This window comes from Sphingomonas swuensis, assembly GCF_039538045.1.
Taxonomy (GTDB): Bacteria; Pseudomonadota; Alphaproteobacteria; order Sphingomonadales; family Sphingomonadaceae; genus Sphingomicrobium; species Sphingomicrobium swuense.
The window spans coordinates 345,250-370,579 of record NZ_BAABBQ010000001.1; the positions used below are offsets into that span (position 1 = coordinate 345,250).

The following is a 25,330-nucleotide window of genomic DNA, read 5'->3' on the forward strand; positions in this document are numbered from 1 at the left end:
AGCGCCCTCCGCTCCGCTCGTCGCGAGCGCAGTCGAGGGATCGTTGGGGGGAGCAGAAACATGACCATGTCGAACCGAAGCCTTGCCGAACTCCAGGCCGATTTTCGCGCCAGCAGCACCAACGCGATGCCGATCGCGGGCATGATCACCTGGGCCGCGCTCGGGATCGCCGCGACCGCACTGCCCGAGCGGACGGTCGCCAACGCCTCGCTCTACATCATGGCCGTCATCCTCCCGCTCGCCTTCGTCATCGACCGGGCACGCGGCCGCAACCTGTTCGGCGGCGGCGACAATCCGCTCGTCATGCTGTTCCTTCGCGGGATCATCATGGTCGCGCTGACCGTCCCGCTTGCCGTGATCGGTGCCAAGGGCGGACAGCCCCTGCTGGTCCTGCTCGGCATGGCGATCCTCGCCGGCGTGGTCTGGATCCCGTTCGGCTGGGCCGCCGACGACCAGACCGGTACCGTCCACGCGGTCGCCCGCGGCATCGGCTGCTACCTTGCCTACGGCCTCGTTCCTGCGCCTTGGACCGGAACCGCCATCTGCGCCGTCGTGGTCCTCGCCTATCTCTACTCGCTCGCCTTCATGCGTCCGCTCGGACCACAAGCCGAGGTTCGACCCGCCGCCGCATGACCGTCGCCGTCGACATGGGCCTGTCGCCGCAAGGCGCGCCCGTCACCATCGATCTCGAGGAGCTGCTCGCCACCCGTCTGCTCGTTCAGGGCAATTCGGGCTCGGGCAAGTCGCACCTGCTCCGCCGCCTGCTCGAGAAGAGCGCGGGCCAGGTGCAGCAGATCGTGATCGATCCCGAGGGCGACTTCACCACGCTTGCGGGCCCCTATGGCCATCTCGCCATCGAGGCCTCCGACCATGACGAGAAGGAGATCGCCCGCGCCGCCGCCCGTATCCGGGAGCATCGCGCGTCGGTCGTCCTCAGCCTCGAGGGGCTGGAGGCCGAGGGCCAGATGCGCTGCGCCGCGGCCTTCCTCTCGGCGCTCTTCGATGCCCCGCGCGACCATTGGTATCCGGCACTGGTGGTGGTCGACGAGGCCCAGCTGTTCGCACCCGCCGGCGGCGGCGAGGTCGCCGAGGAAGTCCGCCGCGCGTCCCTCTCGGCAATGACCAACCTCATGTGCCGCGGCCGCAAGCGCGGTCTGGCGGGCATCATCGCTACACAGCGCCTCGCCAAGCTCGCCAAGAATGTCGCCGCCGAAGCGTCCAACTTCCTGATGGGGCGGACCTTCCTCGACATCGACATGGCCCGCGCCGCCGACCTTCTGGGCATGGAGCGCCGCCAGGCCGAGGCGATCCGTGACCTGCCGCGCGGGACCTTTCTCGCGCTCGGTCCCGCGATCTCGCGCCGGCCATTGTCGGTCGCGATCGGCGAGGTCGAGACCCGTGCCCGCTCGATGAGCCCCAAGCTGGTGCCTCTGCCGAGCGCCCCGTCGGAAGGCCTGCAGGAACTCCTGTTCCAGACCGGCTTCGACTTCGACGAGCCGGCCCCGGTCGCCCGCACCCCACGCGAAGCCGCCGCATCGCCGAGCGAAACGCTGCTCGAGCAGCTCGCCGCCACTGTGACGCCGCGCGCACCAGCCGTTCCGGCCAAGTCCGTCGACGAGCAGGCCGAGGCCGTCGCCACCGTGCTCGAGGCGATGGTCGCCGACAGCGACAGCAGCGGCCGCTCCGCGGCGGTCCTCTACCAGGACTTCAGTGTCCGCCTGCGCATGGCCGGGGTCGCGCCGGCGCCGCTCGACCTTGGCGGTTTCTCCCGCCGCCTCGCCATGGCCCGCGCCGGCATCTTCACCGAGGATCCCGACTGGCAGCCCGCGCTCGACGCCGCCGAGGGACTTCCCGAGGACATGCTCGGCCCGTTCCTGCTGCTCGCCCGCGCGGCCCGCGATTCGGCTCCGACCCCGTCCGACGAGGCGATCGCGCAAAGCTATGGCACCGCCAGCCTCGGCCGCGCCCGCCGGTTGCTCAGCTATATCGAAAGCCGAGACCTCATCGTCACCCGCACCGACCTCTCGGGCAAGCGCAGCATCGCCATCCCGCGCCTCGGCTGGAGCACGGCGGCGGCCTGATCGCCGGACCACTCCTTGTTTCCACCTTGGTCGGATTGCCGGCCCGCATTTTTAGCAAATCCGTAACGTCACCGTGCTGAAGGTCGCCGGCGTGTCGACCTTCCAGATCTTCGCCCTCGCCGGCATCTTCCTGGTGCTGCTCAGCACCAGCGCGCTGGCCCTCGTCACCATCGTCAGCACGCGCGAACTTCGCCATGCGAACACGCTGCTGACAGGGCTGCTTACGACCATGCGCGACCGCCTCTAGGGCGCTCGCCCGACCCGCTTGCAATGTAGGACTTCGATCGGTCTAGTAACCGTTATGGTTATGTTCGATCGGATTGGCGGTCATCGCGGGGCGTGTCGCGTGCGCGCCGCCACTGTGGCCCGCCGGCATCCTACAGAAAGGGGGAGCAGGCGCTTTCGACCGCCGCACCCTGTGAACTTCGAGAACTTCGGACCGGGCCGAACCCTCGCCCCCCGGGAACTTCGAGAACTTCGCCGGCCCGACTGTTACTCGGCTGCCTCAGCCATCTCGCGCTCGGCCTGCTGGCGCGCCCACATCTCGGAATAGAGCCCGTTGCGGCGCAGCAACTCGGCGTGGCTGCCCTCCTCGGCCACCCGCCCGTCGTCCAGCACCACGATCCGGTCGGCGTCGACCACCGTCGACAGGCGGTGCGCGATGGTGATGGTGGTACGCCCGGTCGAGACCGCGCTCAGGGTCGCGAGGATCGCCTCCTCGGTCCGGCTGTCGAGTGCGCTGGTGGCTTCGTCGAGGATCAGGATCGGCGGGTTCTTGACCAGCGTCCGGGCGATCGCGACCCGCTGCTTCTCGCCGCCCGAAAGCTTCAGCCCGCGTTCGCCGACCCTGGCCTCGAATCCGTCGGGAAGCGCCTCCACGAAGCGGTCGAGCGAGGCGCCGCGGGTGGCTGCAACCACCTCCGCCTCGCTCGCCTCGTCGCGGCCGTAGGCGATGTTGTACTTGAGCGTGTCGTTGAACAGCACCGTGTCCTGCGGGACAATCCCGATCGCCGCCCGAAGCGAGGCCTGGGTGACGTCGGTGATGTCCTGGCCGTCGATCGTGATCCTTCCGGCTTGAGGGTCGTAGAAGCGGAACAGCAGTCGGGCGAGGGTCGACTTGCCCGCGCCGCTCGGCCCGACCACCGCCACCGTCTGCCCGGCCGGGACGTCGAGCGTCAGTCCCTTGAGGATCTCGCGCCCGTCCTCATAGCCGAAGTGCACGTCCTCGAAGCGGACATGACCCCTGCCGACGGCCAGCGGCGGCGCCCCCGGCCGGTCGGTGACCTCGGCCGGCGTGTCGAGCAACCGGAACATCTCGTCCATGTCGGTCAGCCCCTGGCGGATCGTCCGATAGACGGTACCGAGCATGTCGAGCGGGCGGAAGAGCTGCATCAGCAGCGCGTTCACCACCACCACGTCGCCCGCACTGAACTGGCCCCTGCTCCAGCCCCACACGGTATAGGCCATCGCCCCGCCCATCAGCGCGTTGGTTATCAGGCTCTGCCCGATGTTCATCGCCGCGAGGCTGGTCTCGATCTTGACCGTCGAGCGGGCGAGGCTCTCGACCGCCCGGCCGTAGAGGCGCCGCTCGCGTTCCTCGGCGTTGAAATACTTGACCGTCTCGAAGTTGAGCAGGCTGTCGACCGCGCGGGCGGTGGCTGCGGTGTCGTGGCTGGTCCACTCCTCGCGCAGCCGCACCCGCCAGTCGGTCACCGCCTTGGTGAACCAGACGTAGGCGACCACCGCCACCGCTGTCGCCGCCACAAGGCCCGGTCCGAAGCCGGTCCAGAACAGCACCGCGACGATCGCCAGCTGGAGCAGGGTCGGGGCAAGATTGAACAGCAGGAAATAGAGCATCATGTCGATGCTCTTGCTCCCGCGCTCGATGATCTTGGTCACCGCGCCGGTCCGCCGCTCGAGGTGGAAGCGGAGCGACAGGCCATGGAGGTGGGCGAAGGTCCGCTCGGACAGCATCCGCGTCGCTTCCTGCCCGACGGTCTCGAAGATCCCGTTACGCAGATTGTCGAGCAGCACCCCGCCGAAGCGGGCCGCGGCATAGGCGGCGACCAGCGCCATCACGACGCTTGCCGCCCCGGACTGGCCTGCGGTCATCCGGTCGACCGCCATTCCCAATGCACGCGGCATTACGAGGGTGGTGAGCAGGATGCTCGCGACCACCATGAGGAAGGAGACGACGACGCGCAGCTTGAGGCCCGGCGCGCCTTCCGGCCACAGATAGGGCAGGAAGCGGGCGAGGACCTTGAAGCCGCTGCGTTCGCGGGGGCCAGTCTGCTGTTCGGTGGCGGGGGGCATCGACGCCTAACGTAGGAAGTCGCCGGCCTGCCGCCAAATCGCCAGCCGAAATGACTGGAACCACAAGGTTATTCCCCCGTTCTCGGTTGCAAGTCACCTCACGGGGTTAAGCATCATGGGTCCGGTTTCTTACGTCATTGCCATCCTGGGTTGCGCCGACGGCGGCGCCGCCTGCCAGCAGGTCGCCGTTGCGCCCGCCCGCTACGAGAGCGCCGCCGCCTGCGAAGCCAATACGATGAACGTCCTGGCGGGTAGCACTGACCTCGACTTCCCGACCCTTCTCGCCCGCTGCCAGTCGGCCAAGAGCCCGGCGGCCGTCCAGCGCGTCCCGGCGCGCAAGTCGGGTCAGGTCGTCAAGGAAGGCTGATCCATGGCCGAGACGATCGATCCGCCGACCCGCGAAGAGCCGGCGCTTCCCGGCTCCGAGCGCGAGCTTGATCCCAAGCCCGAGTGGCAGCCCCGCTACCCGGGTTCGGGTCGGCTCAAAGGCAAGGTGGCGATCGTCACCGGCGCCGACAGCGGCATCGGCCGCGCCGTCGCGGTGCTCTATGCGCGAGAAGGCGCCGACGTCGCCATCCTCTATCTCAACGAGCATGACGACGCCCGCGACACGCAGAAGCTCGTCGAGGCCGAAGGCCGGCGCGCCATCTGCATTCCCGGCGACCTCGGCGACCGCGACTTCTGCTTCAAGGCGGTGCAGCAGGTCGTCGACACCTTCGGCAAGCTCGACGTGCTGGTGAACAATGCCGGCGAGCAGCATCCCGACGAGAAGATCGAGGACATCACCGAGGCGCAGCTCCGGCGGACCTTCCAGACCAACATCTTCTCGATGTTCTTCATGGTCCAGGCGGCAATGCCGCACCTCAAGGAAGGTGCGGCGATCGTCAATTGCACGTCGGAGACGATGTACAAGGGCGCCCCGATCCTGCTCGACTATTCATCGACCAAGGGCGCGATCACGGCGTTCACCCGAAGCCTCGCCAAGAACCTCGTCGAACAGGGGATCCGGGTGAACGGCGTCGCGCCGGGGCCGATCTGGACCCCGCTCAATCCGTTCGGCGGTCAGCCCAAGGAAAAGATGCCCGAGTTCGGCAAGGACACGCCGATGGGCCGGCCGGGCCAGCCCAACGAGGTCGCGCCGAGCTTCCTGTTCCTCGCCTGCGAGGACTCCAGCTACATGACCGGGCAGGTGCTCCACCCCGACGGGGGCAACACCGTTTCGAGCTGACGATTACTGGTAGGCGACCTGGATATCGATCGTCCCGCTGTACAGCCCGTCCGGGGTGGTCGGCGTGATGACGAAGCTTCCCCCGACCTCGAACAGCACGCCCGGATTGCCGCTGTTGTCGATCGTCACCGACGTCGGAAAGGTGGGGGTCAGCGTCAGGCTGCCACCGTTCGATCCGGTCAATGCGTAGGTCGGGCTGCTCGAGCTGATGATCACCTGCTGGTTGTTGGTCCCGTTCACCCGATATTGCGCGGTCGAGAAGGTGCCCGAGCATGTCAGCGCCGGGCCAGTCCCGCAGGTCCGCCCCGCCGGCGCGACCCGCACCGTCTGGTTGGTCGTCACGCTGCTCATCACGATGGTGCCGAAGTTCAAATTGCGCACGACCGACAGCTGGAGCGGCTTCAACACCTTGACGTTGGCGGTCGGCTTGGTGCCGCTCACGCTGACGGGCGCGGCGAGGGCTTGCCCGGACGCCAGTCCGAGCGCGGCCAGGCCAACGAGGGCCGAACGCTTTGCCATGCTCATTGTCGATCCCCACAATCGCCGGTGAGACAACACCGTAACCGGTGCATTAACCCCAGCGGCTTACCGACCTGTCTCATCTTATGGTTAATGCCGAATTAGAGATATTCGACGGTGATCGGCACGTCGCCGCGATACTGGCCCTCGGCATCACCCGAGACGCTGAGCTCGCCGCCGAAGCGCACCCGAAGGCGCCCTTCGCCATCGAGCCGCGGAGCGGCCGGGAGATCGCTGACGATATGCCCGATGCTGAGCGTGCCGCTGTTCCCGAACAGGTCGATCCGCCCCGGCAGGTCGACCCGGATGCTCCGCCCGGCCTCGCCGCGGATGATGACTTCCCCACTCATCGCTCTCGCGGTCAGCCCCTCGAGCGCACCGCTGGTTCCGCGGCCGCCGTCGGGGGTCAGGCGGGCGGTCCCCCCGGCCGGACCGGTCAGCACGACCTGGTCGAAGTCGAGGCTGGTCTGTACCTCGAGCGCCACCGGCCCGGTGGGCACGTCACCCGGCGCGGTCAGGCTCTCGCCGCCGCTGCACAGGCGGCATTGCGCCGCCGCCGGGGTCGCGCCCGACAGGCTCACGGCTAGACCGAGCAGGGGGAGGAGCCTCCACATGCTCCCGCGATAGCTCCAATTTGGTGTAAGTTCGGTAAACCCGGCGCTAACCATTGGCGCGGCCGCGCCTGCTCACCATATTTGAAGGCAAGGAGATCCAACCCGATGAGCGAACAGCACGACAAGGCCGCGACGGCCGCCGACATGCCGACCAGCGAGGCCGAATGGCGCGAGAAGCTGGGTCCGGAGCGCTACCGTATCCTCCGCCAGCACGGCACCGAGGCGCCGTGGACCGGCGAACTGCTCGGCAACAAGGACAAGGGCGAATATGTCTGCGCGGGCTGCGGGGCGCCTTTGTTCGAGAGCGACACCAAATATGAGAGCGGCAGCGGCTGGCCGAGCTTCACTGCTCCGGTCGCCGACCAGGCCGTCGCGAACATCGAGGACGACAGCCACGGCATGCACCGCGTCGAAGTGCGCTGCGCCCGCTGCCAAGGGCATCTCGGCCATGTCTTCCCCGATGGGCCGGGGCCTGAGGGCCTGCGCTACTGCATCAACTCGGCAAGCCTGGACTTCCACGCCAAGGAAGACTGACGCGCCTGCCTAGTGGAGGAGGCGCTGGAATCCCTCGGCCGGAACGGGGCCGCCGGTCGCGGCGGTCGCGAGATGGCGGCCGTGCGCAAGGGCCAGCGTCAGCTCGGCATAGAGCCGGTCCCAGAAGGGCTGCGGGACGCGCAGTGCTTCGGCATGCTGGAACAGCTCCACCGCGGCCTCGCCGCCGTCGGAGGCCAGCCGCAGCCGGCAGCCGAGCAGGCCACCGCACATCTCGTCGGCCAGCTCACCCCTGGTCGCGAGGCGGGCATTCATCAGGAAGCCGGCGAGCAATTCAGCGCCGTAGAGGTCGAGCAGGACCGGTTCCTTGCCGGGGCGCTCGGGATCGCTCAGCTGAATGACCATCGCCTCGTCGGCCGAGCCGCGGTCGAGGCCGATCCGCAGTCGACGCCCGGAAGCGTGGACGATGTCTCGGATGCGCATGTCACATTCCCTGTCAGGCGTCGCGCGAACCTAGGACGCGAAGGGCCGGAGCGATGGTCGTCGCCCCGGCCCCCGCATCATCGACCGCGAGGCCGGTGAGGCATGCGTTCCGCTTAGCGGAACAACGACATGATCGCCTGCGGCGACTGGTTGGCGATCGACAGCGCCTGGATGCCGAGCTGCTGCTTGACCTGCAGGGCCTGCAGCTTCGCGCTCTCCTTCGCCAGGTCGGCGTCGACGAGGTTGCCGACCGATGCCTCGACCACGTCGCTGAGCTTGCTCGAGAAGGCGAGCTGCGAGTCGATCCGGCGCGCGGCCGAGCCGAGCGAGGACAGCGAGGTCTTGAGGTTGTTCTGGCTGGTGGTCAGCGTCTCGACCATCGTCTGCGCATTGGCCTGGGTCGAGATGTCGCCCGCAGCGGCGACGGTGATGACCGAACCGCCAAGGTCGAGCCCCTGGTTGGCGACGCTCAGCGCATCGGGCTGCCAGCCCGCGGTCGTACCATCGCCATCCTGCACCGACTGGAGCGCCGCGACGCTTCCGCCGCCCGCCTTGAGGATGTTGGTGCCGTTGAAGTCCGACGAGTTGACCACCGTGGTGATGCGGTCGCGCAGGGCCACGAAGTCCTGGTTGATCGCGTCGCGGCTGGCCTGGTCGATCGTGTCGGCGGCCTCATAGGCCTTCTTCTTCATCTCGATCAGGATGTCGGAGACCTGCTCGGCGCCGGCAACGGCGACGTCGGTCACCGACTTGGCGCGGTTGAGGCTGTTCGACACGGCCTTGAGGCCATTCATGTCGCTACGCAGCGTCTGGGCGATCGCGAAGGCGGCGCTGTCGTCCTTGGTCGAGCCGACATTGTAGCCCGAGTTGATCCGGCTCTGCGTCTGGGCGAGGCCCTTGTTGGTCGAAGCCAGGCTCTGCAGGGCGGCCATCGCGCCGACGTTGGTGTTCACGGTAAAGGACATGCTGTGGGTTCCTTCTGGAAGCTACGGCCGCTTCTGCGGCCTGGGGATGGCAGGCCAGGACGGCCTGTCCTTTCCTTGTGGAGGGCTCCCCGCCGGTTCGGTCGCAAGAGGCGTATTTTGATGGTTGGCAGCAGGTTAACGGCGCGCGCGGCGGTCGTCAGAAGGGGAAGAGCGCGTCGAACAGCTGCTGACCCCAACGTGCCGACTGCGCGCTGCTGAGCTGACCGCGGCCGCCGTACAGGACCCGCGCCTCGGCGATCCGGTCGTGCCGCACGCTATTGTCGCGGGCGATGTCGGAAGGCCGCACGATTCCGGTGATGACCAGCTCGCGAAGCTCGTTGTTGACCCGCATCTCCTGTCGGCCGCGAACCACCAGATTGCCGTTCGGAAGGACTTCGGTGACGAGCGCGGCTAGGGTCATGTTGATCGTCTCGCCGCGGGTGATCTTGCCCGCGCCAGACGAGCGGCTGTCCGAAGTCCCGTCGATCGAGGCCGAGGTGGCCGAACCCGGGACGATCCGGTCGAGCAGCTTGTCGAGGCCGAGCAGGCCGGCGATCCCGGCATTCTCTCCGCCGCCGCGCTGGCGCTCGCTGCGATTGTCGAACGAGGCATTGTCGGCGACCGAGATGCGGATGGTCAGCAGGTCGCCGCGGGCGCGGGCACGATTGTCGGAGAAGAGCGAGGCCGCGCCTTCGCGGAACAGCGATGCGCTCGGGGCCGGGGCGACCGGGACCGACGCGGTGGCGATCGACCGCTCGACCGCGGGGGCGGGAACGTCGGTCGGAACGGAGAAGCGCGGGGGCCGGCCGATGCTGGCAACCTTGCCCGCGATGCTGCAGCCACCGAGGGCAAGGCTTGCGGCGGCGAGAAGACAGGGGGAGCGGGGCATCGAGCGGCCTTTCAATGGGAAGCAATCAGGGGGTGAAGAGGCGAACCTCGCCGTTGTTCTCGACCACCCCGTCAAGGGTTCGGCGGGTGGCAAGCGCGACCACCCGGATCCGCTGGCCGAGCTGGCCGTCGGACAGCGCGCGACCCGCGGTGGCGATGCGAAGCGCGCCCGAGCGGATGAGAAGCGTGACCGGCTGCCCGCGGCGGACCAGCCGTTCCTCGACCGGAGCGGATGCAGGCGGCGTCTCGGCGATCGGCGCGAGCGGGTCTGGCGTGGCGAGCACCAGGGCAAGCAGCAGCGCGCTCACCGCATCTGGCTCGTCGTGGCGAGCATCTCGTCGACGGTCTTCACCACGCGGCTGTTCATCTCGTAGGCGCGCTGGGCGGTGATCAGCGCGGTGATCTCGGCGACGGGGTTGACGTTGCTGGCTTCGAGATAGCCCTGGCGGAGCTGGCCGAAACCCGGATCTCCGGGCGAGGCGACATTGGGCTGGCCGCTTGCGGCGGTAGCGAGGAACAGGTTGCCGCCGCGCGCCTCGAGCCCGGCCTCGTTGACGAAGGTGGCGAGCTGAAGTTGGCCGACGTCCTGCATCTCCGCCTGCCCGTCGAGCTTGACCTAAACGACGCCGGTGCGCCCGACGCTGACGTCGACTGCTTCGGCGGGCACGGTGATCCCCGGCTCGATCTTGTAGCCATCGGCGGTGACGAGCTCGCCCTGGTCGCTGACCTGGAACGAGCCGGCCCTCGTGTAGGCGGTCTCGCCCGAGGGCAGCGTGACCTGGAAATAGCCCGGCCCCTCGATCGCGATGTCGTATCGATTGTCGGTGGTGGTCATCGCGCCCTGCTCGGCGATCCGGTAGACGCCCGCCGTCCGCACGCCGGCACCGATCTGGATGCCCGAGGGCGAGCGGCTGTCGCCCCCTCCCGCCGCTGCGCCCGGTCGCTCTACCTGCTGGTAGAGCAGGTCCTGGAACTCGGCCCGCTGCCGCTTGAATGCGGTGGTGTTCATGTTGGCGATGTTGTTCGAGATGACGTCGACGTTGGTCTGCTGCGCGAGCATTCCCGTGGCGGCGATGGACAGCGATCGCATGGCGGTCTCTCCCGGGCTGGTGGTTAGTTGCGGAAGGCGCCGAGCCGCTGGATGGCGGTGCGGCGAAGGTCGTTGAGTGCGTCGCCCATGCGCTGGCTCGACTGGTAGGCGCGCAGGATCTGGATCATCGCGGTCGTCTCGGCGACGGGCTGCACGTTGCTCGCCTCGAGCCCGCCGCTGCGCAGCCGCGTCTCGGTCGGGGCGAGCAGCCGCCCGCCGTTGCCGTTAAATAGCCCGTCGCCCCGCGGGGTGACGCTCCGCTCGTCGGCGAACACCGTGATCCCGAGGCGGCCGAGCGGGCCGTCGGGACCGTCAACCGAACCGTCGCGCCCGATGCGGAGACGCCCCTGCGCTTCCGGCGGGACCGTCACCGGCTGGCCATTGTCGCCGAGGACGGGAAGGCCGGCGGGCGTGACGATGCGCCCGTCTTCAAGGATGGCGAGGTTGCCGGCGCGGGTGAAGGCGGTGCTTCCGTCGGGCAGGCCGACCGACAGGTAGCCGGGCCCTTCGATCGCGAGGTCGAGCGGGTTGCCGGTGGTGGTGAAGGCCCCCTCGGCCGTGTCGTGGATGGCGCCGAAGTCGAGCACGAAGGAGACGTCGCGAGCGGCGGCATCGGTGCCTTCGCTGCGGCGCAGGGTTTCTTCGAACATCGGCTGTTCGCGCTTGAAGCCGGTGGTGCTGACGTTGGCGAGATTGTTCGCGACCACGTCCATCCGCCGCCTCAGAGCCGTGTCGTGGCTCAGCAGCACATAGGCGGGAATGTCCATGAGGGCTCCTCGTCACACCGCGACCGCCCGTCGCATCCTTCCTCAATGATAGTTGGACAGCGGCCCTGCCGGTCGCGAGCCATTGAAAGCGCTGGGGACACGGGATGAGCGAGGCGGCGACCGAGCCGGAGGATAAGGAGGAGGAGGCTCCGGCTGAAGCTCCGCCGCCACCCGGCAAGAAGAAGCGCCTGATCCTGATCATCGCCGCGGTCGTCGTGCTTGCGCTCGGCGGAGGCGGAGGCTGGTACTTCCTCTCGGGAGGGGAAGAAACCGAGACCGCCGACCATGAAGCGGAGGAAGCGCCTGAGGCCTTCGTCGACGTTCCTCCGATCCAGGTGTCGATGCGGGCGGCGGACGGAAGCAGCCGGATGCTCAAGCTGCATGTCATGCTGGTCCCCGGCTCGCTCACCGAGGAGGAACTGACTCATCGCCTGCCGCAGCTGATCGACCGCTACCAGCCCTTTCTCCGCGAGCTTCGGCCGGAGGACCTCGCCGGCTCGGCGGCCACCTTCCGGGTCAAGGAGGAGTTGCTGATCCGCTCCAACCAGGCGCTCGGGGTCGGCTCGGTTCGCGACGTCCTGATCCAGGACCTGATGCAGGGATGAGCAGCGACCCGCCCGCCTTCGACCACCCAGCAGCTGGTCCAATATTCGCAGGTCGAGCAGGCGCTTCAGCAGACCTCGGTGCTGAAGGACATATTGTCGCGACTGTCGGGCGACGACCTTTCGCGTGCCGGACAGCTGATCGACCGAACCGCCGAGTTCCGCTCCTCGGTCAGCGGACTGAGCGCAGACCGTCCCGCCGAATGGCGCTGGAGCTTTCCGGCGGCGCCGAGCTCGGTCAGTGCCGAGATCCTCGACAGCGGCGGCAGGGTCGTCGCCAGGCCCGCGGTGACGGGCGCCGGCACCGGCTCGCTCCAATGGGACGGAACGCTCGCCGACGGTGGCAAGGCCGGAGAGGGGGCCTACGTCCTTCGATTGACCGCCAAGGATGCAGGCGGCGCAGCGATGACCGCCGACCTCACCAGCATCGGCCGGGTTCGCGAAGTCCTCTCGCGCGATGGCGAATTATGGGTCGGGCTCGGTGGTGTCGCGCTGCCGCTCGACAAGCTGGTGCGGATCGCCGCCTGACACGAAAAAGCCGCCCCGCCGTTAAGGGCGGAGCGGCTCTCTCATGCTTGCCTGCAGGTCAGAAGCCGACGCGGACCCCCGCGTGGACGCTGACCTCATTGCCCTGATCCTTGCCGGCGGTGGTGCTGGCGAGGACATCGAGCTGCACCGACTGGGTGATCGCCGCCGAGGCACCGCCCGCGAAGCGCGTGTACATGCCCTTGTCGCGCTCGCCGAGGTCGAAGCTGTTGACGATGATCGGCGAGGCCGTCTGCGAGTAGGACAGGGTCCGTCCGTCGCCCTTGAAGTCCTTCTCGAGCATTGCCGAGGCGAACGGGCGAAGCGACGTGCCGCCGGCATCGAGGTCGCCGCGAAGCTCGAGGCCGGCGCCGCCGACCAGCGCCGAATAGCGCTGCTTGCCGACGTTGAGCGCAAGCGCGGCATCGCCTTCCTCGGTGTAGCCGTCGACGCTCGCCCGGGCATAGTCGAGCGACACGACCGGGCCGACGCGGAAGCCGGCGATCGGGGCGAGGTAGCCGGCCTTGGCACCGGCGAGGACATGCTTGCCGTCCGGATCGGCGCTGAGGTCGTCGATCACGCCGCGACGGGTGATGTCATAGTTGGTGCGGCCGGCACCGGCATGCGCCTGGATGAAGGCCGGCCCGATGGCGTAGGTCGCATAGGCGCCGATCTGGAGCGCGTGGCCCCGCACGTTGGCGCTGTCGATCCCGAATTTGGCGCGCACCCGGCTGACATTGCCGGCAATGCCGACGAGGCCGTTGCCGCCGAAGCCGAACTCGGCACCGGCAGTGGCGCCGACACCGTCGACGTCGAAGGCATCGGTGACGTCGCTCATGCCGACGTCACGGCTGAAGTGGTCGCCGATAACGAAGACGCGTGCACCCTCGAGCACCTCGCCGTCGCGCGGGCTGCCGAGATCCATCCGGCTGTTGAGCGTGCGCCCGAACTGGCGGGCATTGTCGAGCGCGATGTCGCTGGTCGCGCCGAGGTTGAGCGGCGCCTGAAGCTGGCGCTGCACATATTGGCCGACCACCCGGAAGCCGTCCGAGCTGAGGTGCAGCGCGTCGACGTAGAAGAGATAGCCCGCGCAGCCGCTCAGCACGTTGGCGGTGGTTGCCGGACAGACGACCCCGTTGGGAAGCCCGTAGGCGGCGCTGTTGGCCTGGACCCGCTCGAGCACCTTGGTGAGGTCGAGATAATGGACGGTCACGCCGTTCGCGGCATAGCCGGCGAGCGTCGTCTGCAACGCCGCATTGTAGGTCGTCGAGAAGGTGTTGCGGACCGCCTGCGCCGACGGGTTGGTCGCGACCTCGGGCAGCAGCGCGGTGTTGCCGGCGAGGAAGCTGATGGTCGGGGCACCGGCCGCGACCAGCCGATTGAGCTGGGTGCGCGCGGCAAGAATCGCGTCGTTGACGGTCAGCGTGCCATATTCGCCGCGCTGGAAATAGCGCGCGTCGTTGCCGCCGATCGAGACGGTGAGGAGGTCGCCCTTGCCGAAGGTCGGAGTCGTGACCGGGAAGACGTCGTCGCGCTGCGGTCCGACGTTGAGGAACTGGTCGACCTGATACTGGAAGCTGAACGAGCCCGTCGCGGTGCCTGTCGCCGAGGCGCCGCCGATGGCAAAATTGTCGACCGGGGCATTCAGCAGGAAGGACAATGTGTCGATATAGTTGGTCCCGCCCGAGAAGCGGCCGGTGCGGTAGATGCCGCTCTGGAACGTCAGCGGGCTCTGCCCGATCAGCGGGAACAGGTTGCCGTCGTCGGCATAGCTGTCGCCGAAGGTGACGATGCGGTCGATCCGCTGGGCAGACGCGGGGCTCGCCACGGCGACGGCACCAAGGGCGGTCGCAGCCATCAGGGCGCGAGAAGCGAGACGCTTAATCATGTGTTTTTCCCTCCCATCCGGCGCGAAGCCGGTTGCCGAACCTATGGCAAGCGGGACAGGAGGATGACAAGTGGCGGCGCGGCCACACCGCGCCGCTCTTGCTCAGGTGGCGAACTGCCCGCGAAGCTCGGGTTCGAGCAGGTCGTGCGTCTCGGGGTGCCGCTGCATGTAGCGCAGGTAGAAGGTGCAGGCGGGGATCGCCAGCAGGCCCTGCTCGCGCACCCATTCGAGCGACACCTTGGCGATGCGCGAACCGAGCCCCTGGCCTTCGTGCTTGCTCGGCACCACCGTGTGGGGGAACATCACCTTGCCCTTGAGCATCCGATATTCGGCGAAGGCGACCGAGCCGTCCTCGAGCGCGATCTCGAACCTCTGTTCGGCCTCGTTGTTGACCACGTCCATCAGCGTCGCTCCCTGCCAAGCCGGCTCATCAGGATCGCCGCACGGGTCGCCTGCCGCGACATCGACGGAATGTCGACACGTTCCTGGTCGGTATGGTCGCCGCTCGATGAAGGGCCCAGCCCGACCAGCCCGTCGACATCGGCGGCGACGAAGCTGATGTCCCCGGCGCCGCGCTTGAGCGGGTCGAGCGCCGCCATCGCCGGCAGGCCGAGGTCGCGGTTGATCCCGTTCAGCCGGTCGAGCAGCGCCCGGTTGCCGGCGGTCGGCGCCATCGGCGGATAGCCGTCCTCGAAGGTCAGGGTTGCTGACACCACTCCGGCGAGCGGCTTGGCGACCAGCACCTGCATCCTGGCCTTGGCGCGGTCGATCTGCTCCTGGCTGAGCGCGCGCAGGTCGCCGCGGGCGACCGCTTCGCCGGCGATGATGTTGGTCTTGCCGGTCACTTCGGCGCGAATTCCACCCGGCCCGAGCCTGGCCGTCGTTCCCCCCGCGATCAGCCCGACGTTGAAGGTCAGGCTCGGCTCGGCCACCTCGCGGCGAAAGGCGTCGACCAGCCGCGCCAGCTCGTAATTGGCGCCATAGCCGCTCGCCGCCGAGAAGACGCCGCTCGAATGGGCGCTGTTCGCCTTGATCGTCAGCTGCCAGTCGTTGACCGAACGTCGCGCGATCGAGCCCATGTCGCGGCCGTCTTCCTGCGCGAGCCCCTCGAAATCGAGCGCCACGTCGGCCGCCTTGCCGGCCGCGATCAGGTCGCGCCGGGCAAGCGACTGCGGCGTCCCCGGATCTTCTTCGTCGCCGGTCAGGAAGACCGTGACGTTGCTGTTCCGGAGCGTGCCCGCAGCCTGCATCGCGCGCAGCGCCGCGATCATCACCGCGACCCCGCCCTTGTCGTCCGCGGCGCCCGGGCCATGACCCTTGTCGCCCTCGCGCACCCAGCGCTGGAAGGGCGAGTCCGGTTCGAACACCGTGTCGAGATGGCCGATGAGGAGCAGCTTCTTCGTCCCCGCCCGACCCACGCGGCTGGCGACGAGATGCCCGGCCCGCCCGGTTTCGCGAAGCGGAATCCAGCGCACGGCGAAGCCGAGCGGCTCGAGCTCGCCGCGAACAATTTCGGCGACCTTCTCGACGCCTTCCGGGTTCTGGCTGCCGCTGTTCTGGTTGACCATACGCTCGAGCAGGCCGAGCGTGCGCTGCTGCTCGGCCTCGACGGTCGCCTTCATCAGCCGTTCCGCAGAAGTCAGCTGGGCATGGGCGGGCGCGGCGAGAAGCGCCAGGCCGGCAAGCAGCAGGCCCGACTTCACCCGAACACCACGCCGCGGCATTCGCCGAGCCCGATGGCGACGAAGCCGTCAGCCTCGGCCCGGGCGGTTATGGTCAACTCGTCGCCATCCTCGAGGAAGCTCCGCTGCTCGCCCGTCGGCAGGGTCAGCGGTGACTTACCCCCCGCGCTGATCTCCAGCAGCGAGCCCAGCCCGTCGGCCGCCGCGGTCGACAGCGTGCCCGTGCCGATCAGGTCGCCTGGCTGGAGGTTGCAGCCGTTGCTCGCATGGTGGGTGACGATCTGCTCGACCGTCCAGTACATCGCGTCGGCCGCCCTGCCACGGCTCAGCCGAAGCGGCGCCACGCCCTGCTCGCGCATCGCGGCGGTGGTCAGGAACGCTTCCATCGTCAGCCCGAGGCCAGGCTTGTCCGACCCGCCCGCCAGATAGTCGAGTGGCGCGGGGTCTCCGTCCGGCCGGGCAAAATCCGCCGTCATGAAGGGTGCCAGCGCCTCCGGGGTGACCACCCAAGGCGACACGCTGGTGAGGAAGTTCTTGGCGAGGAAGGGACCGAGCGGCTGATACTCCCACGCCTGGAGATCGCGCGCCGACCAGTCGTTGAGCAGGCTGTATCCCGCGATGCTGTCGGCTGCCTCGCCGATCGGAATCGGTTCGCCGAGCTGGTTGCCGCGACCGATCCACACGCCGAGCTCGAGCTCATAGTCGAGCCGGCGCGACTTGCCGTATACCGGGACCTCGGCCTCGGGCGGCTTGCGCTGGCCCGAGGGACGAACCACCGGCTTTCCCGACACGCGCACGCTCGACGCGCGACCGTGATAGCCGATCGGGACGTACTTGTAGTTGGGCAGCAGCGGATTGTCGGGCCGGAACTGCCGTCCGACATTGGTCGCGTGGTGGATGCCGACGTAGAAGTCGGTGTAGTCGCCGACGATCGCCGGCAGGTGCATCGTTACCTCCGACTGGCCGATCAGCGCGCTTTCAATGCGATCGCGATTGGCGGGATCGCTGAGCAACTCCGACAATCGTGCACGAAGCGCCCGCCGCGGCTCCGCCCCCAGGGCGAAGAAGCCGTTGAGCACCGGTTGCGCAAGCTCGTCGAGCCACGCGTCACCGAGCGCCTCGGCAATGGCCGGAAGGTCGAGCACGAAGTCGCCGATGGCGACTCCGGCGCGGCGCTCGAGGCCCTCGGCGCTGAAGATGCCGAGCGGAAGATTCTGCACCGGGAAGTCGCGGTGGCCGTTGGCACTCTCGACCCAGGAGGTCAGCGCCGGATCATGGGTCGCGTCGATGGTCATGGCAGGCGCGCCTTGGGGAAGTCGGCCCAGGCAAGGTCATAGTCGGGCTGCGCGCGGCCGAGCGCCTCCCCCGCGACCTCGAACGGCCAGCAGCTCTCGATCATGAATGCCATCGTCCCGTCGATCTTGATCGGCTTGAGTTCCGCTTCGCTTGCCCGGCGCCAGGTCTCGACGTCGGGGCCGTGCCCGCTCATCATGTTGTGGAGCGACAGTCCGCCCGGCTGGAAGCCCTCGGCCTTGGCGTCATACTCGCCGGTCAGCAGCCCCATGCACTCGCTCATCACGTTGCGGTGGAACCAGGGCGGCCGGAAGGTATCCTCGCCGACCATCCAGCGCGGCGGGAAGATGACGAAGTCGACGTTCGCGCGGCCGTGCATGTGCGACGGCGAGGTCAGCACGGTGAAGATCGACGGATCGGGATGGTCGAAGCTGACCGTCCCGATCGCGTTGAAGTGCGACAGGTCGTAGCGGCACGGCGCGAGATTGCCGTGCCAGGCGACGACGTCGAGCGGGCTGTGGTCGAGGGTCGTCGTCCACAGCCTGCCGCCATATTTCTGGATGAGCTCGGTCGGCTCGTCCTTGTCCTCGAACCAGGCGATCGGAGTCTCGAAGTCGCGCGGGTTGGCAAGGCCGTTGGCGCCGATCGGGCCAAGGTCCGGCAGGCGGAAGGGCGCGCCGTAATTCTCGGCGAGATAGCCTCGGGCGGCGCCGTCGGGCAGAGCGACCTTGAACCGCACCCCGCGCGGGATCAGCGCGATCTGCCCCGGCGCGATCTCGATCCGACCAAGTTCGGTCATGAGGTCGAGGCGGCCCTGCTGTGCAAGAACCAGCAGCTCGCCGTCGGCCGAGACGAACACCCGGTCGAGACGCTCCTCATTCGCCGCGTAAAGGTGCACCGCGACTCCCTCGAGTTCGGCCGGGGCGCGATTGAAGACGGCGGTCGTCAGGCTGTCGATGAAGTCGGTGCCCTGTGCCGGCTCAGGCAGGGGGTCCCAGCGCAAGCGGTTCGGAGCCAGCGGGGCGCCATCGGTCTCGCAGCGCAGCCCTGCCGCGCCCTCGTAGCGGACGAAGGGCCGGTGATCGGCGCTCGGCCGCAGTCGATATAGCCACGACCGCCGATTCTCGTGCCGCGGCATGGTGAAGGCCGTGCCCGACAGCTGCTCTGTATAGAGGCCGAAGGCTGGCCTTTGCGGGGAATTGCGACCCTTGGGCAGCGCTCCGGGCACCGCCTCGGTCGCGAAATGCCCGCCCAGCCCGGGCAGGTAGGCAGGGGTGGATGAAGTCAGCATGGGCAAGCTCTAGGCTCCCGGCGCTGCCGATGGAAGCACCGGGAGCCCAGCCTTGCTCAGCCGATCAGTTGACGTTGAGCTCGATCTTGTCCGGGACGTTGATCTCGGTCTTGGACCCGCCAAACACGCCGTTCTGATAAAGCAGGTAGCCGATCACAAGGATCGCCAGCAGCGCGACGATGGCGACGATGCCACCGCTTCCGCCGCCCCGGTCGGTGTTGACCACCGTGGTGCGCTCCACCACCGGGCCGTCATCGATGCCATCGCCATTCACGTCAGCCATCACGCTCACTCCTGTTGTTGCGGCGTAACGAACGTCTCCTGCGGTCAGCTGTTCCGGATCAGTCGTTGACGCCGCGTCGTTTCGGGAATTCGTCGCGCAGCGGATGACAGTCGAAGCGGCCCCTTATGGCCCGATTGAAGAACGCGCCCTTGGACCCGGCCGCGGCAAATCCTTCCGCCACCTCGGCCGGAACCCCAAGGTAGAGGTAGCGCCGCCCGCTTGACAGGCACAGTTCGAGCGCCCGGTGGTCCGGCCAGTAGCGCGCACCCTGGATGAGACTGCTGTCCACCCCCGCGCAACGCTGCCCGCCGCTGTTCGACTCGCCGCCTCGGACGAGAGGATTCCCAAGCGAGTCGAACCGATATACTTAACCGAATGGTAACGGCTCTTCGCGCATTTCACTCCGGATTGGGGGAAAACGGGGGATCATGGACGGCTATCTTCCTTCGAGTGCCACGGCCGAGCCGGAGCAGGACATCGACCAGGTGATCGGCACCGACGAACGGCGGATGCACGTGCGCGCCTACAACTATTGGGCGTCGCTGCTGGCGGGCCGCGACTTCCCGTCGATCGAGGACCTGGACCCGACCGACGTCCGCGATTTCTCGAACCACAGCCTGCTGCTCGACTTCACCGCGGGCTCGGCCGATCCGGCGACCAGCTACATCGGCGCCGCTCTGCGCGACGAGTGCGACCTCGCCGACGAGGTCCGGACGATCGCCGACGTGCCGCCGCGCAGCCTGCTCAGCCGGCTGACCGACCATTACATGCAGATCATCGCCAACCGCGCCCCGATCGGCTTCGAGGCCGAGTTCACCAACCAGCGCGGCCGCGACCTCTGCTACCGTGGCATCCTGATGCCCTTCTCGTCGGACGGCGAGACGATCGACTTCATCTACGGCGTGATCAACTGGAAGGACGGCAGCGCCGTTCCCCAGCCGCGCCCCGACCCCGTGCCACAGGGCGACGTGCTCGACCTGACCCAGCCCCTCGATGTCGAGGAGGAAGAGCCCGCTCTGGTGCTCGACGACGACAGCGGACTTGCCGACCGGCTTTCGGCCGCGCGCGAGACCGCCGAGGTGCTCAAGGCTGCCGACGGCCGCAGCCGGATCGCGCTCTACCGGGCGCTCTCGATGGCTTATGATTTCTCGGTCGCCGCGCGCCGCGTGCCCGACGACTATGCCGAGATCCTCGACGATGCCGGGGTCAAGGCGCAGGCCCGCGCGCCGATGACCCCGATCGTCAAGCTCGTCTTCGGGGTCGACTATGACAAGGCGCGCCTGACCGAGTTCGCCGCCGCGCTCGCCCATGCCGAGCGGCTCGAAATCGATTTCGAGGGTTTCCTACCCTTCATCGAGGCCTTCCCTGGCGGTCTCAAGGGCGTGGTCGCGGCCGAGCGCGATGCCCGCCGACCCGAGCCGCGCACCGACACCCGGGCCGACCGCGCGCGCAGTCGGCTTCGTTCCGCCCATGCCCAGCCGCTCTCCAGCCTCGCCGGGAATGACGAGTTCACGCTGGTCCTCGTCCGCCGCGACGCGCAGGGGCGGGTCGAGCCGGTGTCTGCGGTGACCGACCTTGCGCTGCTCGAAAAGGCGCTTCGCCGGGTCGCCTGATCTCTCCGCTTCGGTGCGCTAGGGTTGTGACGCAGGGCTCCGGGGTCTAGACGCCCGCCATCTCACGAGGCGGAGCAAATCACGATCATGGCGGCTGACCCCCGCGCGTCCCTGCTGTTGCAGGACGCCTTTTCCGATGCCCTTCTGACTGGCGCGTTGCCGGGGGAGACGGCGGGCTTTGACCCGGCGCAGCAGGCCGAGGCCGCGGCCTTCATCGCCGAGGTGGCGGCGGTGCGGCAGCCGGGCGAGGTGGCGCTCAAGCTCCAGTCGCTCCCGGGCGAAATCGGCAAGCGCATCATGCGGCTGGCCATCGTCAACGACGACATGCCCTTCCTGGTGGACAGCGTCGCGGGTGTGATCGCCGGCCACGGGCTGACCGTCCACCGGCTGCTCCACCCCATCGTTGCGGTCACCCGCGACGGAGACCGGCTGACCGGCCTCGGCCAGGGCACCGGCGAAAGCGTCATCTATGTCGAGCTCGACCGCGCCGACGCGCGTGGCCGGCAGGAACTGGTCGCCGACCTGCGCTCGGTGCTCGCCTGCGTCCGAGCCGCGGTCACCGACTGGAAGTCGCTTCGCGACCGGATGCGCAAGGATGCCGCCGCCGTCGAACCGGTCGATGCCGAGAGCGCCGCTTTGCTCCACTGGCTCGCCGACAACAACTTCACGCTTCTCGGATATCAGAAGCTCGCCGCCGGGGACGAGCGGGTCGAGGGCCTCGGCATCCTTTCCGGAGCCGAACTCGACCTGTGGAGCAGCGAGGACACACGCAGCCTGCTCGAGGCCGCCAGGGCCGAGGCCCGGCCGGTGCTCGCGCTCAAGGCCGACCGGCTGTCACCGGTCCACCGCCGGGTGCCGCTCGACGTCGTCATCGTCCACCTTCCGGACGGAAGCATGTCGATCCATGCCGGGCTTTGGACCAGTGCCGCGCTGCGCAGCCCGCCGGCCGAGATCCCCGTCATCCGCCAGCGCCTCGTCGACCTCGACCGGCTGCTTGGCTTCGCCCCGGTCAGCCACGGCGCCAAGGCGCTGGCCCATGCCATCTCCACGCTCCCGCACGACCTCCTGGTCTCGTTCGACGAGGCCGAGGTCCGTGCCGCCGCGCTGACCGCGATGAGCCTTGCCGACCGGCCGCGCCCGGCGCTGCTGCTGCTTCCCGGCGCACTTCGCCGGCACCTGTTCGCCTTCGTCTGGCTCCACCGCGACGAGCTCACCACCGCGCGCCGCAAGGCGATCGCCAAGATGATCGAGGAAGCGGTGCTGTCCTCGGTCACCAGCTGGGCGGTCGAGCTCGGCGACGGCGACCTGGCGATGATCCGCTTCACCCTCGGCTTCTCCGCATCGCGGCCGCTTCCTGACGTCGCGCAGCTCGACAAGCAGCTGGTCGAGAAGGTGCGCGGTTGGGCTCCGGCGGTTGAGGCCGGGCTTGCCGAGCAGGCCGGAACAGGCCGGGCCACGCGCCTCGCCCTTACCTACCTCCCGGGTTTCCCAGAGGATTATCGGAGCCGTGCCTCGGCCGCCGAGGCGGCTTCCGACATCATGCGGCTGGCTGCGCTCGAAGGTCCCGACGACCGCGACGTCCGCCTGTTCCGCGACGAGCGTGATCGTCCGGGCGAGCTTCGCCTCAAGCTCTATCGCGCGGGCGGGCTGATCCCGCTTTCCGAAGCTGTCCCGGTGCTCGAGAACTTCGGCTTCGAGGTCATCGAGGAGCGCCCGACCCAGCTCGGCGACGACAGCAAGGTTGGCCACATCCACGACTTCCGGGTCGAGCTGGCCGGCGCCGACATCGACGCCATCCTCGCCCGCACCGACGTCATTGAAGGCGCGATCGCCGCCGTCCTCCAGCGCCACTCGGAGGATGACGAGTTCAACCAGCTGGTGCTGCTCGCCGGGCTCGATCCCCAGCCGGTAGTCTGGCTCCGCGCCTGGTTCCGCTACCTCCGCCAGACCGGCGTCGCCTACGGCCTCATCACCTTCGCCGACGCGCTGAAGCGCTCGCCGCTCGCGACCAAGGCGCTGATCGGCTGGTTCTCGGCCGCGCACGATCCGGCCCGCGACGGTCGCGAGCAGGCAGTCCGCGACGAGAAGGCGGCGTTCGACGACGCGCTCCAGGACGTCAAGGCGATCGACGACGACCGCATCCTGCGCCTCTACCGAAGCGTGGTCGACGCGACGCTGCGCACCAACGCCTTTGCGCCCAAGCCCGACGAGGCGCTCGCCTTCAAGCTGGACCCGAGCAAGGTCCCGGGTCTCCCCCGGCCGATCCCTTACCGGGAAATCTGGGTCTACAGCCCACGGGTCGAGGGCATCCACCTGCGCGGCGGGCCGGTCGCCCGCGGCGGCCTTCGCTGGTCCGACCGGCGCGACGACTTCCGCACCGAGATCCTCGGGCTGATGAAGGCGCAGCTGGTTAAGAATGCGGTGATCGTCCCGACCGGCGCCAAGGGCGGCTTCTATCCCAAGCAGCTCCCCAGCGCCGCCGCGGGCCGCGAGGCGTGGCTTGCCGAGGGCACCGAAAGCTACCGCATCTTCATCCGCTCGCTGCTGTCGGTCACCGACAACATCCTCGAGGGCAAGGTCGTGCATCCGGCCCAGGTCGTGGTCCACGACGGCGACGATCCCTACTTCGTCGTTGCCGCCGACAAGGGCACCGCGACCTTCTCCGACGTCGCCAACGCCATTGCGCTCGAGCGTGGCTTCTGGCTCGGCGACGCCTTCGCCTCGGGCGGGTCGAACGGCTACGATCACAAGGCGATGGGGATCACCGCCAAGGGCGCGTGGATCAGCGTCCAGCGCCACTTCCTCGAGATGGGCATCGACGTTCAGACGCAGCCGGTCACCGCGGCGGGCTGCGGCGACATGTCGGGCGACGTGTTCGGCAACGGCATGCTGCTGTCGAAGGCGATCCAGCTCGTCGCCGCCTTCGACCACCGCCACATCTTCATCGACCCGACCCCCGACCCCGCGACAAGCTGGGAAGAGCGCCAGCGCCTGTTCGACCTGCCGCGCTCGAGCTGGGACGATTACGACCGCTCGAAGCTCAGCCCCGGTGCGATGATCGTGCCGCGCGGCCAAAAGGAGATCGAGCTGACGAAGGAGGCGGCGACGGCGCTCGGGATCGAGCCCGGAACCGTCGATCCTTCAACCCTCATCTCGGCGATCCTCAAGGCCCCCGTCGGGCTGATGTGGTTCGGCGGCATCGGCACCTACGTGAAGGCCAGCTCTCAGGCGCACAGCGCGGTCGGCGATCCCGCCAACGACGGGCTCCGGGTCGACGCCTCCGAGCTTCGTGCGCGGGTCATCGGCGAAGGCGCGAACCTCGCCATCACCCAGGCCGCCAGGATCGAATTCAGCGAGCTTGGCGGGCGCTGCAACACCGACTTCATCGACAATTCGGCGGGCGTCGACTGCTCGGACAATGAGGTCAACATCAAGATCCCGCTCAACCAGGAGATGCTGGAGGGCAAGCTCGCGCTTGACGATCGCAACGCGCTGCTCGCCCGAATGACCGACGAGGTCGGCCACCTGGTGCTCGAGGACAATCGCCTGCAGACTCTCGCACTGTCGGTCGCGGAAAGCGGTGGCCCGGCCTCGGTCCCGGCACAGGTCCGAACGCTCGAACTGCTCGAGGCCTCGGGCCGTCTCGACCGTCGGGTCGAGGGGCTCGCCTCGAGCGAAGACCTGCTTCGCCGGATGGCCGACAATCGTGGGCTCACCCGCCCCGAGCTGTCGGTGCTGCTCAGCCTGTCCAAGCTGGCGCTTCAGGATGCCGCCGAGGACCTGCGCCTCGCCGATGACCTGCTGCTTCAGGACCAGCTCCTCGCGGCCTTCCCCAAACCGATGCAGGAGGCGCATCGCGACTCCATCCTCACGCACCGGCTGCGCCACGAGATCCTCGCCACCAAGATCGCCAATCGCTTCGTCAACCGCTTGGGACCGAGCATCGCGCTCGACCTCACCGAGGAAGAGGGCAGCTCGCTCGGCCAGGTGGTCGCGGCCTTCCTGACGGTCGAACGGCTGCTCCAGCTCGACGTCCTCTGGGCCCGGATCGACGCCGCGCCGGTGACCGAGGCGGTGCGGCTCCAGCTCTTCGCCATGGCCGCGCAGAGCGTCCGCAGCCACATCGCCGACGTGCTTCGCGCCGGCAGCGGCGAGACCGAGATATCGACGCTGGTCGCGATGCTCGAGCCGGGGCTGATGAAGGTCAACGCCGCCGCCGGGCGGATCATCCGCGACGAGGTGAAGGCCCAGGCCGCCGCCCGCCGCGACAGCCTCGAGGCGCTCGGTGCCGGGCCCGAGATCGTGCGCGGCCTCGTCAAGCTCTACGAGCTCTACGGCGTATTCGGGCTGGCCGCGCTGGCGCAGCGCAAGGACGTCGACGAGCTTGCGCTGACGCAGGCCTATGTCCGCCTCGGTGAAGTGCTCGGGATCGACTGGGCGCAGAGCCAGGCTGTCCGCCTCGCTCCGACCGACCATTGGGAGCGGCTGGTCGTCGCCGGGCTCGCCCGCGACTTCGAGCAACTTCGGATCGATTGGCTGTCGCGCACCCGCGGCGAGGATCCGGTCGGTGCGGTCGAGCGCTGGACCGAGCGCCAGGCTCCGCGGATCGAGCAGTTCCGCCGCTTGGTCGGGCGGGCCCGCCGTGGCGGTGTCGCCACCGTGCCGATGCTGGCGCAGGTCGCCGGTCAGGCGCGGATCTTGCTGTCGCGCTAG

At 68.5% G+C, this 25,330-nt stretch carries 25 protein-coding genes and 1 pseudogene; 10 read left to right on the forward strand and 16 right to left on the reverse strand.

What is annotated here, in order from left to right; genetic code table 11:
* Nucleotides 1-60: 60 nt before the first annotated feature.
* From ABD727_RS01795 to ABD727_RS01805, 3 genes are all read left to right on the forward strand, one after another.
* A complete protein-coding gene (locus tag ABD727_RS01795; protein ID WP_344705680.1) occupies nt 61-633 on the forward strand; it encodes a DUF7010 family protein in 573 nt (190 codons plus the stop codon).
* Entirely contained in the window at nt 630-2,081 is a 1,452-nt protein-coding gene (locus ABD727_RS01800; protein ID WP_344705681.1) for an ATP-binding protein, read from the forward strand. The genes ABD727_RS01795 and ABD727_RS01800 overlap by 4 nt, the downstream gene beginning before the upstream one ends.
* 73 nt (nt 2,082-2,154) lie before the next feature.
* Nucleotides 2,155-2,328, forward strand: a complete 174-nt coding sequence (locus ABD727_RS01805) for a hypothetical protein (protein ID WP_344705682.1) — start codon at nt 2,155-2,157, stop codon at nt 2,326-2,328.
* A gap of 245 nt (nt 2,329-2,573) precedes the next feature.
* Here the strand turns inward: ABD727_RS01805 and ABD727_RS01810 are convergent, their stop codons facing one another.
* The gene (locus ABD727_RS01810) at nt 2,574-4,394 is read right to left on the reverse strand and encodes an ABCB family ABC transporter ATP-binding protein/permease (protein ID WP_344705683.1); all 1,821 of its coding nucleotides are present in this window, start codon (nt 4,392-4,394) and stop codon (nt 2,574-2,576) included.
* Nucleotides 4,395-4,509: 115 nt separating this feature from the next.
* Here ABD727_RS01810 and ABD727_RS01815 point away from each other — a divergent pair, with 115 nt between their 5' ends.
* Together ABD727_RS01815 and ABD727_RS01820 are read left to right on the forward strand one after the other, a co-directional pair.
* Nucleotides 4,510-4,761: a hypothetical protein gene (locus tag ABD727_RS01815; RefSeq protein ID WP_344705684.1), complete on the forward strand. Its 252-nt coding sequence runs from the start codon at nt 4,510-4,512 to the stop codon at nt 4,759-4,761.
* Between the two features lie 3 nt (nt 4,762-4,764).
* The gene (locus ABD727_RS01820) at nt 4,765-5,622 is read left to right on the forward strand and encodes an SDR family oxidoreductase (protein ID WP_344705685.1); all 858 of its coding nucleotides are present in this window, start codon (nt 4,765-4,767) and stop codon (nt 5,620-5,622) included.
* A 3-nt stretch (nt 5,623-5,625) separates the two neighbouring features.
* On the opposite strand, the gene ABD727_RS01825 is transcribed toward ABD727_RS01820, so the two are convergent.
* On the reverse strand, nt 5,626-6,141 hold the full coding sequence (locus ABD727_RS01825; RefSeq protein ID WP_344705686.1) for a DUF4402 domain-containing protein: 516 nt from the start codon (nt 6,139-6,141) through the stop codon (nt 5,626-5,628).
* A 101-nt stretch (nt 6,142-6,242) separates the two neighbouring features.
* Nucleotides 6,243-6,755, reverse strand: coding sequence for a DUF4402 domain-containing protein (locus ABD727_RS01830; RefSeq protein ID WP_344705687.1), 513 nt, complete (start codon nt 6,753-6,755; stop codon nt 6,243-6,245).
* A 105-nt stretch (nt 6,756-6,860) separates the two neighbouring features.
* On the opposite strand from ABD727_RS01830, the gene msrB reads away from it, so the two are divergent.
* Nucleotides 6,861-7,289, forward strand: a complete 429-nt coding sequence (gene msrB / locus ABD727_RS01835) for a peptide-methionine (R)-S-oxide reductase MsrB (RefSeq protein WP_344705688.1) — start codon at nt 6,861-6,863, stop codon at nt 7,287-7,289.
* Nucleotides 7,290-7,298: 9 nt separating this feature from the next.
* Here the strand turns inward: msrB and ABD727_RS01840 are convergent, their stop codons facing one another.
* The 6 genes and pseudogenes from ABD727_RS01840 to ABD727_RS01865 all read right to left on the reverse strand — a co-directional run bounded on the left by ABD727_RS01840 (nt 7,299) and on the right by ABD727_RS01865 (nt 11,440).
* Complete coding sequence (locus ABD727_RS01840) at nt 7,299-7,730, reverse strand: hypothetical protein (protein WP_344705689.1); 432 nt, start codon at nt 7,728-7,730, stop codon at nt 7,299-7,301.
* 113 nt (nt 7,731-7,843) lie between these two features.
* A complete protein-coding gene (locus tag ABD727_RS01845; RefSeq protein WP_344705690.1) occupies nt 7,844-8,695 on the reverse strand; it encodes a flagellin in 852 nt (283 codons plus the stop codon).
* Between the two features lie 157 nt (nt 8,696-8,852).
* Complete coding sequence (flgH, locus tag ABD727_RS01850) at nt 8,853-9,584, reverse strand: flagellar basal body L-ring protein FlgH (RefSeq protein ID WP_344705691.1); 732 nt, start codon at nt 9,582-9,584, stop codon at nt 8,853-8,855.
* A gap of 25 nt (nt 9,585-9,609) precedes the next feature.
* Nucleotides 9,610-9,891: a flagellar basal body P-ring formation chaperone FlgA gene (gene flgA / locus ABD727_RS01855; RefSeq protein WP_344705692.1), complete on the reverse strand. Its 282-nt coding sequence runs from the start codon at nt 9,889-9,891 to the stop codon at nt 9,610-9,612.
* Nucleotides 9,888-10,673: pseudogene (flgG, locus tag ABD727_RS01860) on the reverse strand (flagellar basal-body rod protein FlgG). The gene flgA and the pseudogene flgG overlap by 4 nt, the downstream one beginning before the upstream one ends.
* A gap of 23 nt (nt 10,674-10,696) precedes the next feature.
* A complete protein-coding gene (locus ABD727_RS01865; protein WP_344705693.1) occupies nt 10,697-11,440 on the reverse strand; it encodes a flagellar hook-basal body protein in 744 nt (247 codons plus the stop codon).
* A gap of 104 nt (nt 11,441-11,544) precedes the next feature.
* On the opposite strand from ABD727_RS01865, the gene ABD727_RS01870 reads away from it, so the two are divergent.
* Together ABD727_RS01870 and ABD727_RS01875 are read left to right on the forward strand one after the other, a co-directional pair.
* Nucleotides 11,545-12,045 (forward strand): flagellar basal body-associated FliL family protein, encoded by a 501-nt coding sequence (locus tag ABD727_RS01870; RefSeq protein WP_344705694.1) that lies wholly within the window; start codon nt 11,545-11,547, stop codon nt 12,043-12,045.
* Nucleotides 12,046-12,123: 78 nt separating this feature from the next.
* The gene (locus ABD727_RS01875; protein WP_344705695.1) at nt 12,124-12,570 is read left to right on the forward strand and encodes a flagellar hook assembly protein FlgD; all 447 of its coding nucleotides are present in this window, start codon (nt 12,124-12,126) and stop codon (nt 12,568-12,570) included.
* 58 nt (nt 12,571-12,628) lie between these two features.
* On the opposite strand, the gene ABD727_RS01880 is transcribed toward ABD727_RS01875, so the two are convergent.
* The 7 genes from ABD727_RS01880 to ABD727_RS01910 all read right to left on the reverse strand — a co-directional run bounded on the left by ABD727_RS01880 (nt 12,629) and on the right by ABD727_RS01910 (nt 19,293).
* Nucleotides 12,629-14,425 (reverse strand): autotransporter domain-containing protein, encoded by a 1,797-nt coding sequence (locus tag ABD727_RS01880; protein ID WP_344705696.1) that lies wholly within the window; start codon nt 14,423-14,425, stop codon nt 12,629-12,631.
* A 132-nt stretch (nt 14,426-14,557) separates the two neighbouring features.
* A complete protein-coding gene (locus ABD727_RS01885) occupies nt 14,558-14,857 on the reverse strand; it encodes a GNAT family N-acetyltransferase (RefSeq protein ID WP_344705697.1) in 300 nt (99 codons plus the stop codon).
* Nucleotides 14,857-16,179: a M20/M25/M40 family metallo-hydrolase gene (locus ABD727_RS01890; protein ID WP_425566744.1), complete on the reverse strand. Its 1,323-nt coding sequence runs from the start codon at nt 16,177-16,179 to the stop codon at nt 14,857-14,859. The genes ABD727_RS01885 and ABD727_RS01890 overlap by 1 nt, the downstream gene beginning before the upstream one ends.
* Nucleotides 16,155-17,432 carry a fumarylacetoacetase gene (fahA, locus tag ABD727_RS01895; protein ID WP_344705699.1) on the reverse strand — a complete coding sequence of 426 codons (1,278 nt, stop codon included), beginning with the start codon at nt 17,430-17,432 and terminating at the stop codon, nt 16,155-16,157. The genes ABD727_RS01890 and fahA overlap by 25 nt, the downstream gene beginning before the upstream one ends.
* Complete coding sequence (gene hmgA, locus ABD727_RS01900) at nt 17,429-18,721, reverse strand: homogentisate 1,2-dioxygenase (protein ID WP_344705700.1); 1,293 nt, start codon at nt 18,719-18,721, stop codon at nt 17,429-17,431. The genes fahA and hmgA overlap by 4 nt, the downstream gene beginning before the upstream one ends.
* A gap of 64 nt (nt 18,722-18,785) precedes the next feature.
* On the reverse strand, nt 18,786-19,004 hold the full coding sequence (locus ABD727_RS01905; protein WP_344705701.1) for a hypothetical protein: 219 nt from the start codon (nt 19,002-19,004) through the stop codon (nt 18,786-18,788).
* 58 nt (nt 19,005-19,062) lie between these two features.
* The gene (locus tag ABD727_RS01910; RefSeq protein WP_344705702.1) at nt 19,063-19,293 is read right to left on the reverse strand and encodes a KTSC domain-containing protein; all 231 of its coding nucleotides are present in this window, start codon (nt 19,291-19,293) and stop codon (nt 19,063-19,065) included.
* A gap of 139 nt (nt 19,294-19,432) precedes the next feature.
* On the opposite strand from ABD727_RS01910, the gene ABD727_RS01915 reads away from it, so the two are divergent.
* Together ABD727_RS01915 and ABD727_RS01920 are read left to right on the forward strand one after the other, a co-directional pair.
* Entirely contained in the window at nt 19,433-20,617 is a 1,185-nt protein-coding gene (locus tag ABD727_RS01915; protein ID WP_344705703.1) for a PAS domain-containing protein, read from the forward strand.
* Nucleotides 20,618-20,704: 87 nt separating this feature from the next.
* Nucleotides 20,705-25,330, forward strand: coding sequence for an NAD-glutamate dehydrogenase domain-containing protein (locus tag ABD727_RS01920; protein ID WP_344705704.1), 4,626 nt, complete (start codon nt 20,705-20,707; stop codon nt 25,328-25,330).

Coding starts and splice junctions, on each gene's coding strand:
- ABD727_RS01885 (WP_344705697.1), bottom strand. CDS start 14,857: ATGGACGTGGTCAACAACGAGGCCGAACAGAGGTTCGAGATCGCGCTC.
- ABD727_RS01840 (WP_344705689.1), bottom strand. CDS start 7,730: ATGCGCATCCGAGACATCGTCCACGCTTCCGGGCGTCGACTGCGGATC.
- flgH (WP_344705691.1), bottom strand. CDS start 9,584: ATGCCCCGCTCCCCCTGTCTTCTCGCCGCCGCAAGCCTTGCCCTCGGT.
- ABD727_RS01820 (WP_344705685.1), top strand. CDS start 4,765: ATGGCCGAGACGATCGATCCGCCGACCCGCGAAGAGCCGGCGCTTCCC.
- ABD727_RS01920 (WP_344705704.1), top strand. CDS start 20,705: ATGGCGGCTGACCCCCGCGCGTCCCTGCTGTTGCAGGACGCCTTTTCC.
- hmgA (WP_344705700.1), bottom strand. CDS start 18,721: ATGCTGACTTCATCCACCCCTGCCTACCTGCCCGGGCTGGGCGGGCAT.
- ABD727_RS01795 (WP_344705680.1), top strand. CDS start 61: ATGACCATGTCGAACCGAAGCCTTGCCGAACTCCAGGCCGATTTTCGC.
- ABD727_RS01825 (WP_344705686.1), bottom strand. CDS start 6,141: ATGGCAAAGCGTTCGGCCCTCGTTGGCCTGGCCGCGCTCGGACTGGCG.
- ABD727_RS01815 (WP_344705684.1), top strand. CDS start 4,510: ATGGGTCCGGTTTCTTACGTCATTGCCATCCTGGGTTGCGCCGACGGC.
- ABD727_RS01915 (WP_344705703.1), top strand. CDS start 19,433: ATGGACGGCTATCTTCCTTCGAGTGCCACGGCCGAGCCGGAGCAGGAC.
- msrB (WP_344705688.1), top strand. CDS start 6,861: ATGAGCGAACAGCACGACAAGGCCGCGACGGCCGCCGACATGCCGACC.
- ABD727_RS01800 (WP_344705681.1), top strand. CDS start 630: ATGACCGTCGCCGTCGACATGGGCCTGTCGCCGCAAGGCGCGCCCGTC.
- ABD727_RS01890 (WP_425566744.1), bottom strand. CDS start 16,179: ATGCCGCGGCGTGGTGTTCGGGTGAAGTCGGGCCTGCTGCTTGCCGGC.
- ABD727_RS01870 (WP_344705694.1), top strand. CDS start 11,545: ATGAGCGAGGCGGCGACCGAGCCGGAGGATAAGGAGGAGGAGGCTCCG.
- ABD727_RS01845 (WP_344705690.1), bottom strand. CDS start 8,695: ATGTCCTTTACCGTGAACACCAACGTCGGCGCGATGGCCGCCCTGCAG.
- ABD727_RS01905 (WP_344705701.1), bottom strand. CDS start 19,004: ATGGCTGACGTGAATGGCGATGGCATCGATGACGGCCCGGTGGTGGAG.
- ABD727_RS01865 (WP_344705693.1), bottom strand. CDS start 11,440: ATGGACATTCCCGCCTATGTGCTGCTGAGCCACGACACGGCTCTGAGG.
- ABD727_RS01810 (WP_344705683.1), bottom strand. CDS start 4,394: ATGCCCCCCGCCACCGAACAGCAGACTGGCCCCCGCGAACGCAGCGGC.
- ABD727_RS01830 (WP_344705687.1), bottom strand. CDS start 6,755: ATGTGGAGGCTCCTCCCCCTGCTCGGTCTAGCCGTGAGCCTGTCGGGC.
- fahA (WP_344705699.1), bottom strand. CDS start 17,432: ATGACCATCGACGCGACCCATGATCCGGCGCTGACCTCCTGGGTCGAG.
- ABD727_RS01880 (WP_344705696.1), bottom strand. CDS start 14,425: ATGGCTGCGACCGCCCTTGGTGCCGTCGCCGTGGCGAGCCCCGCGTCT.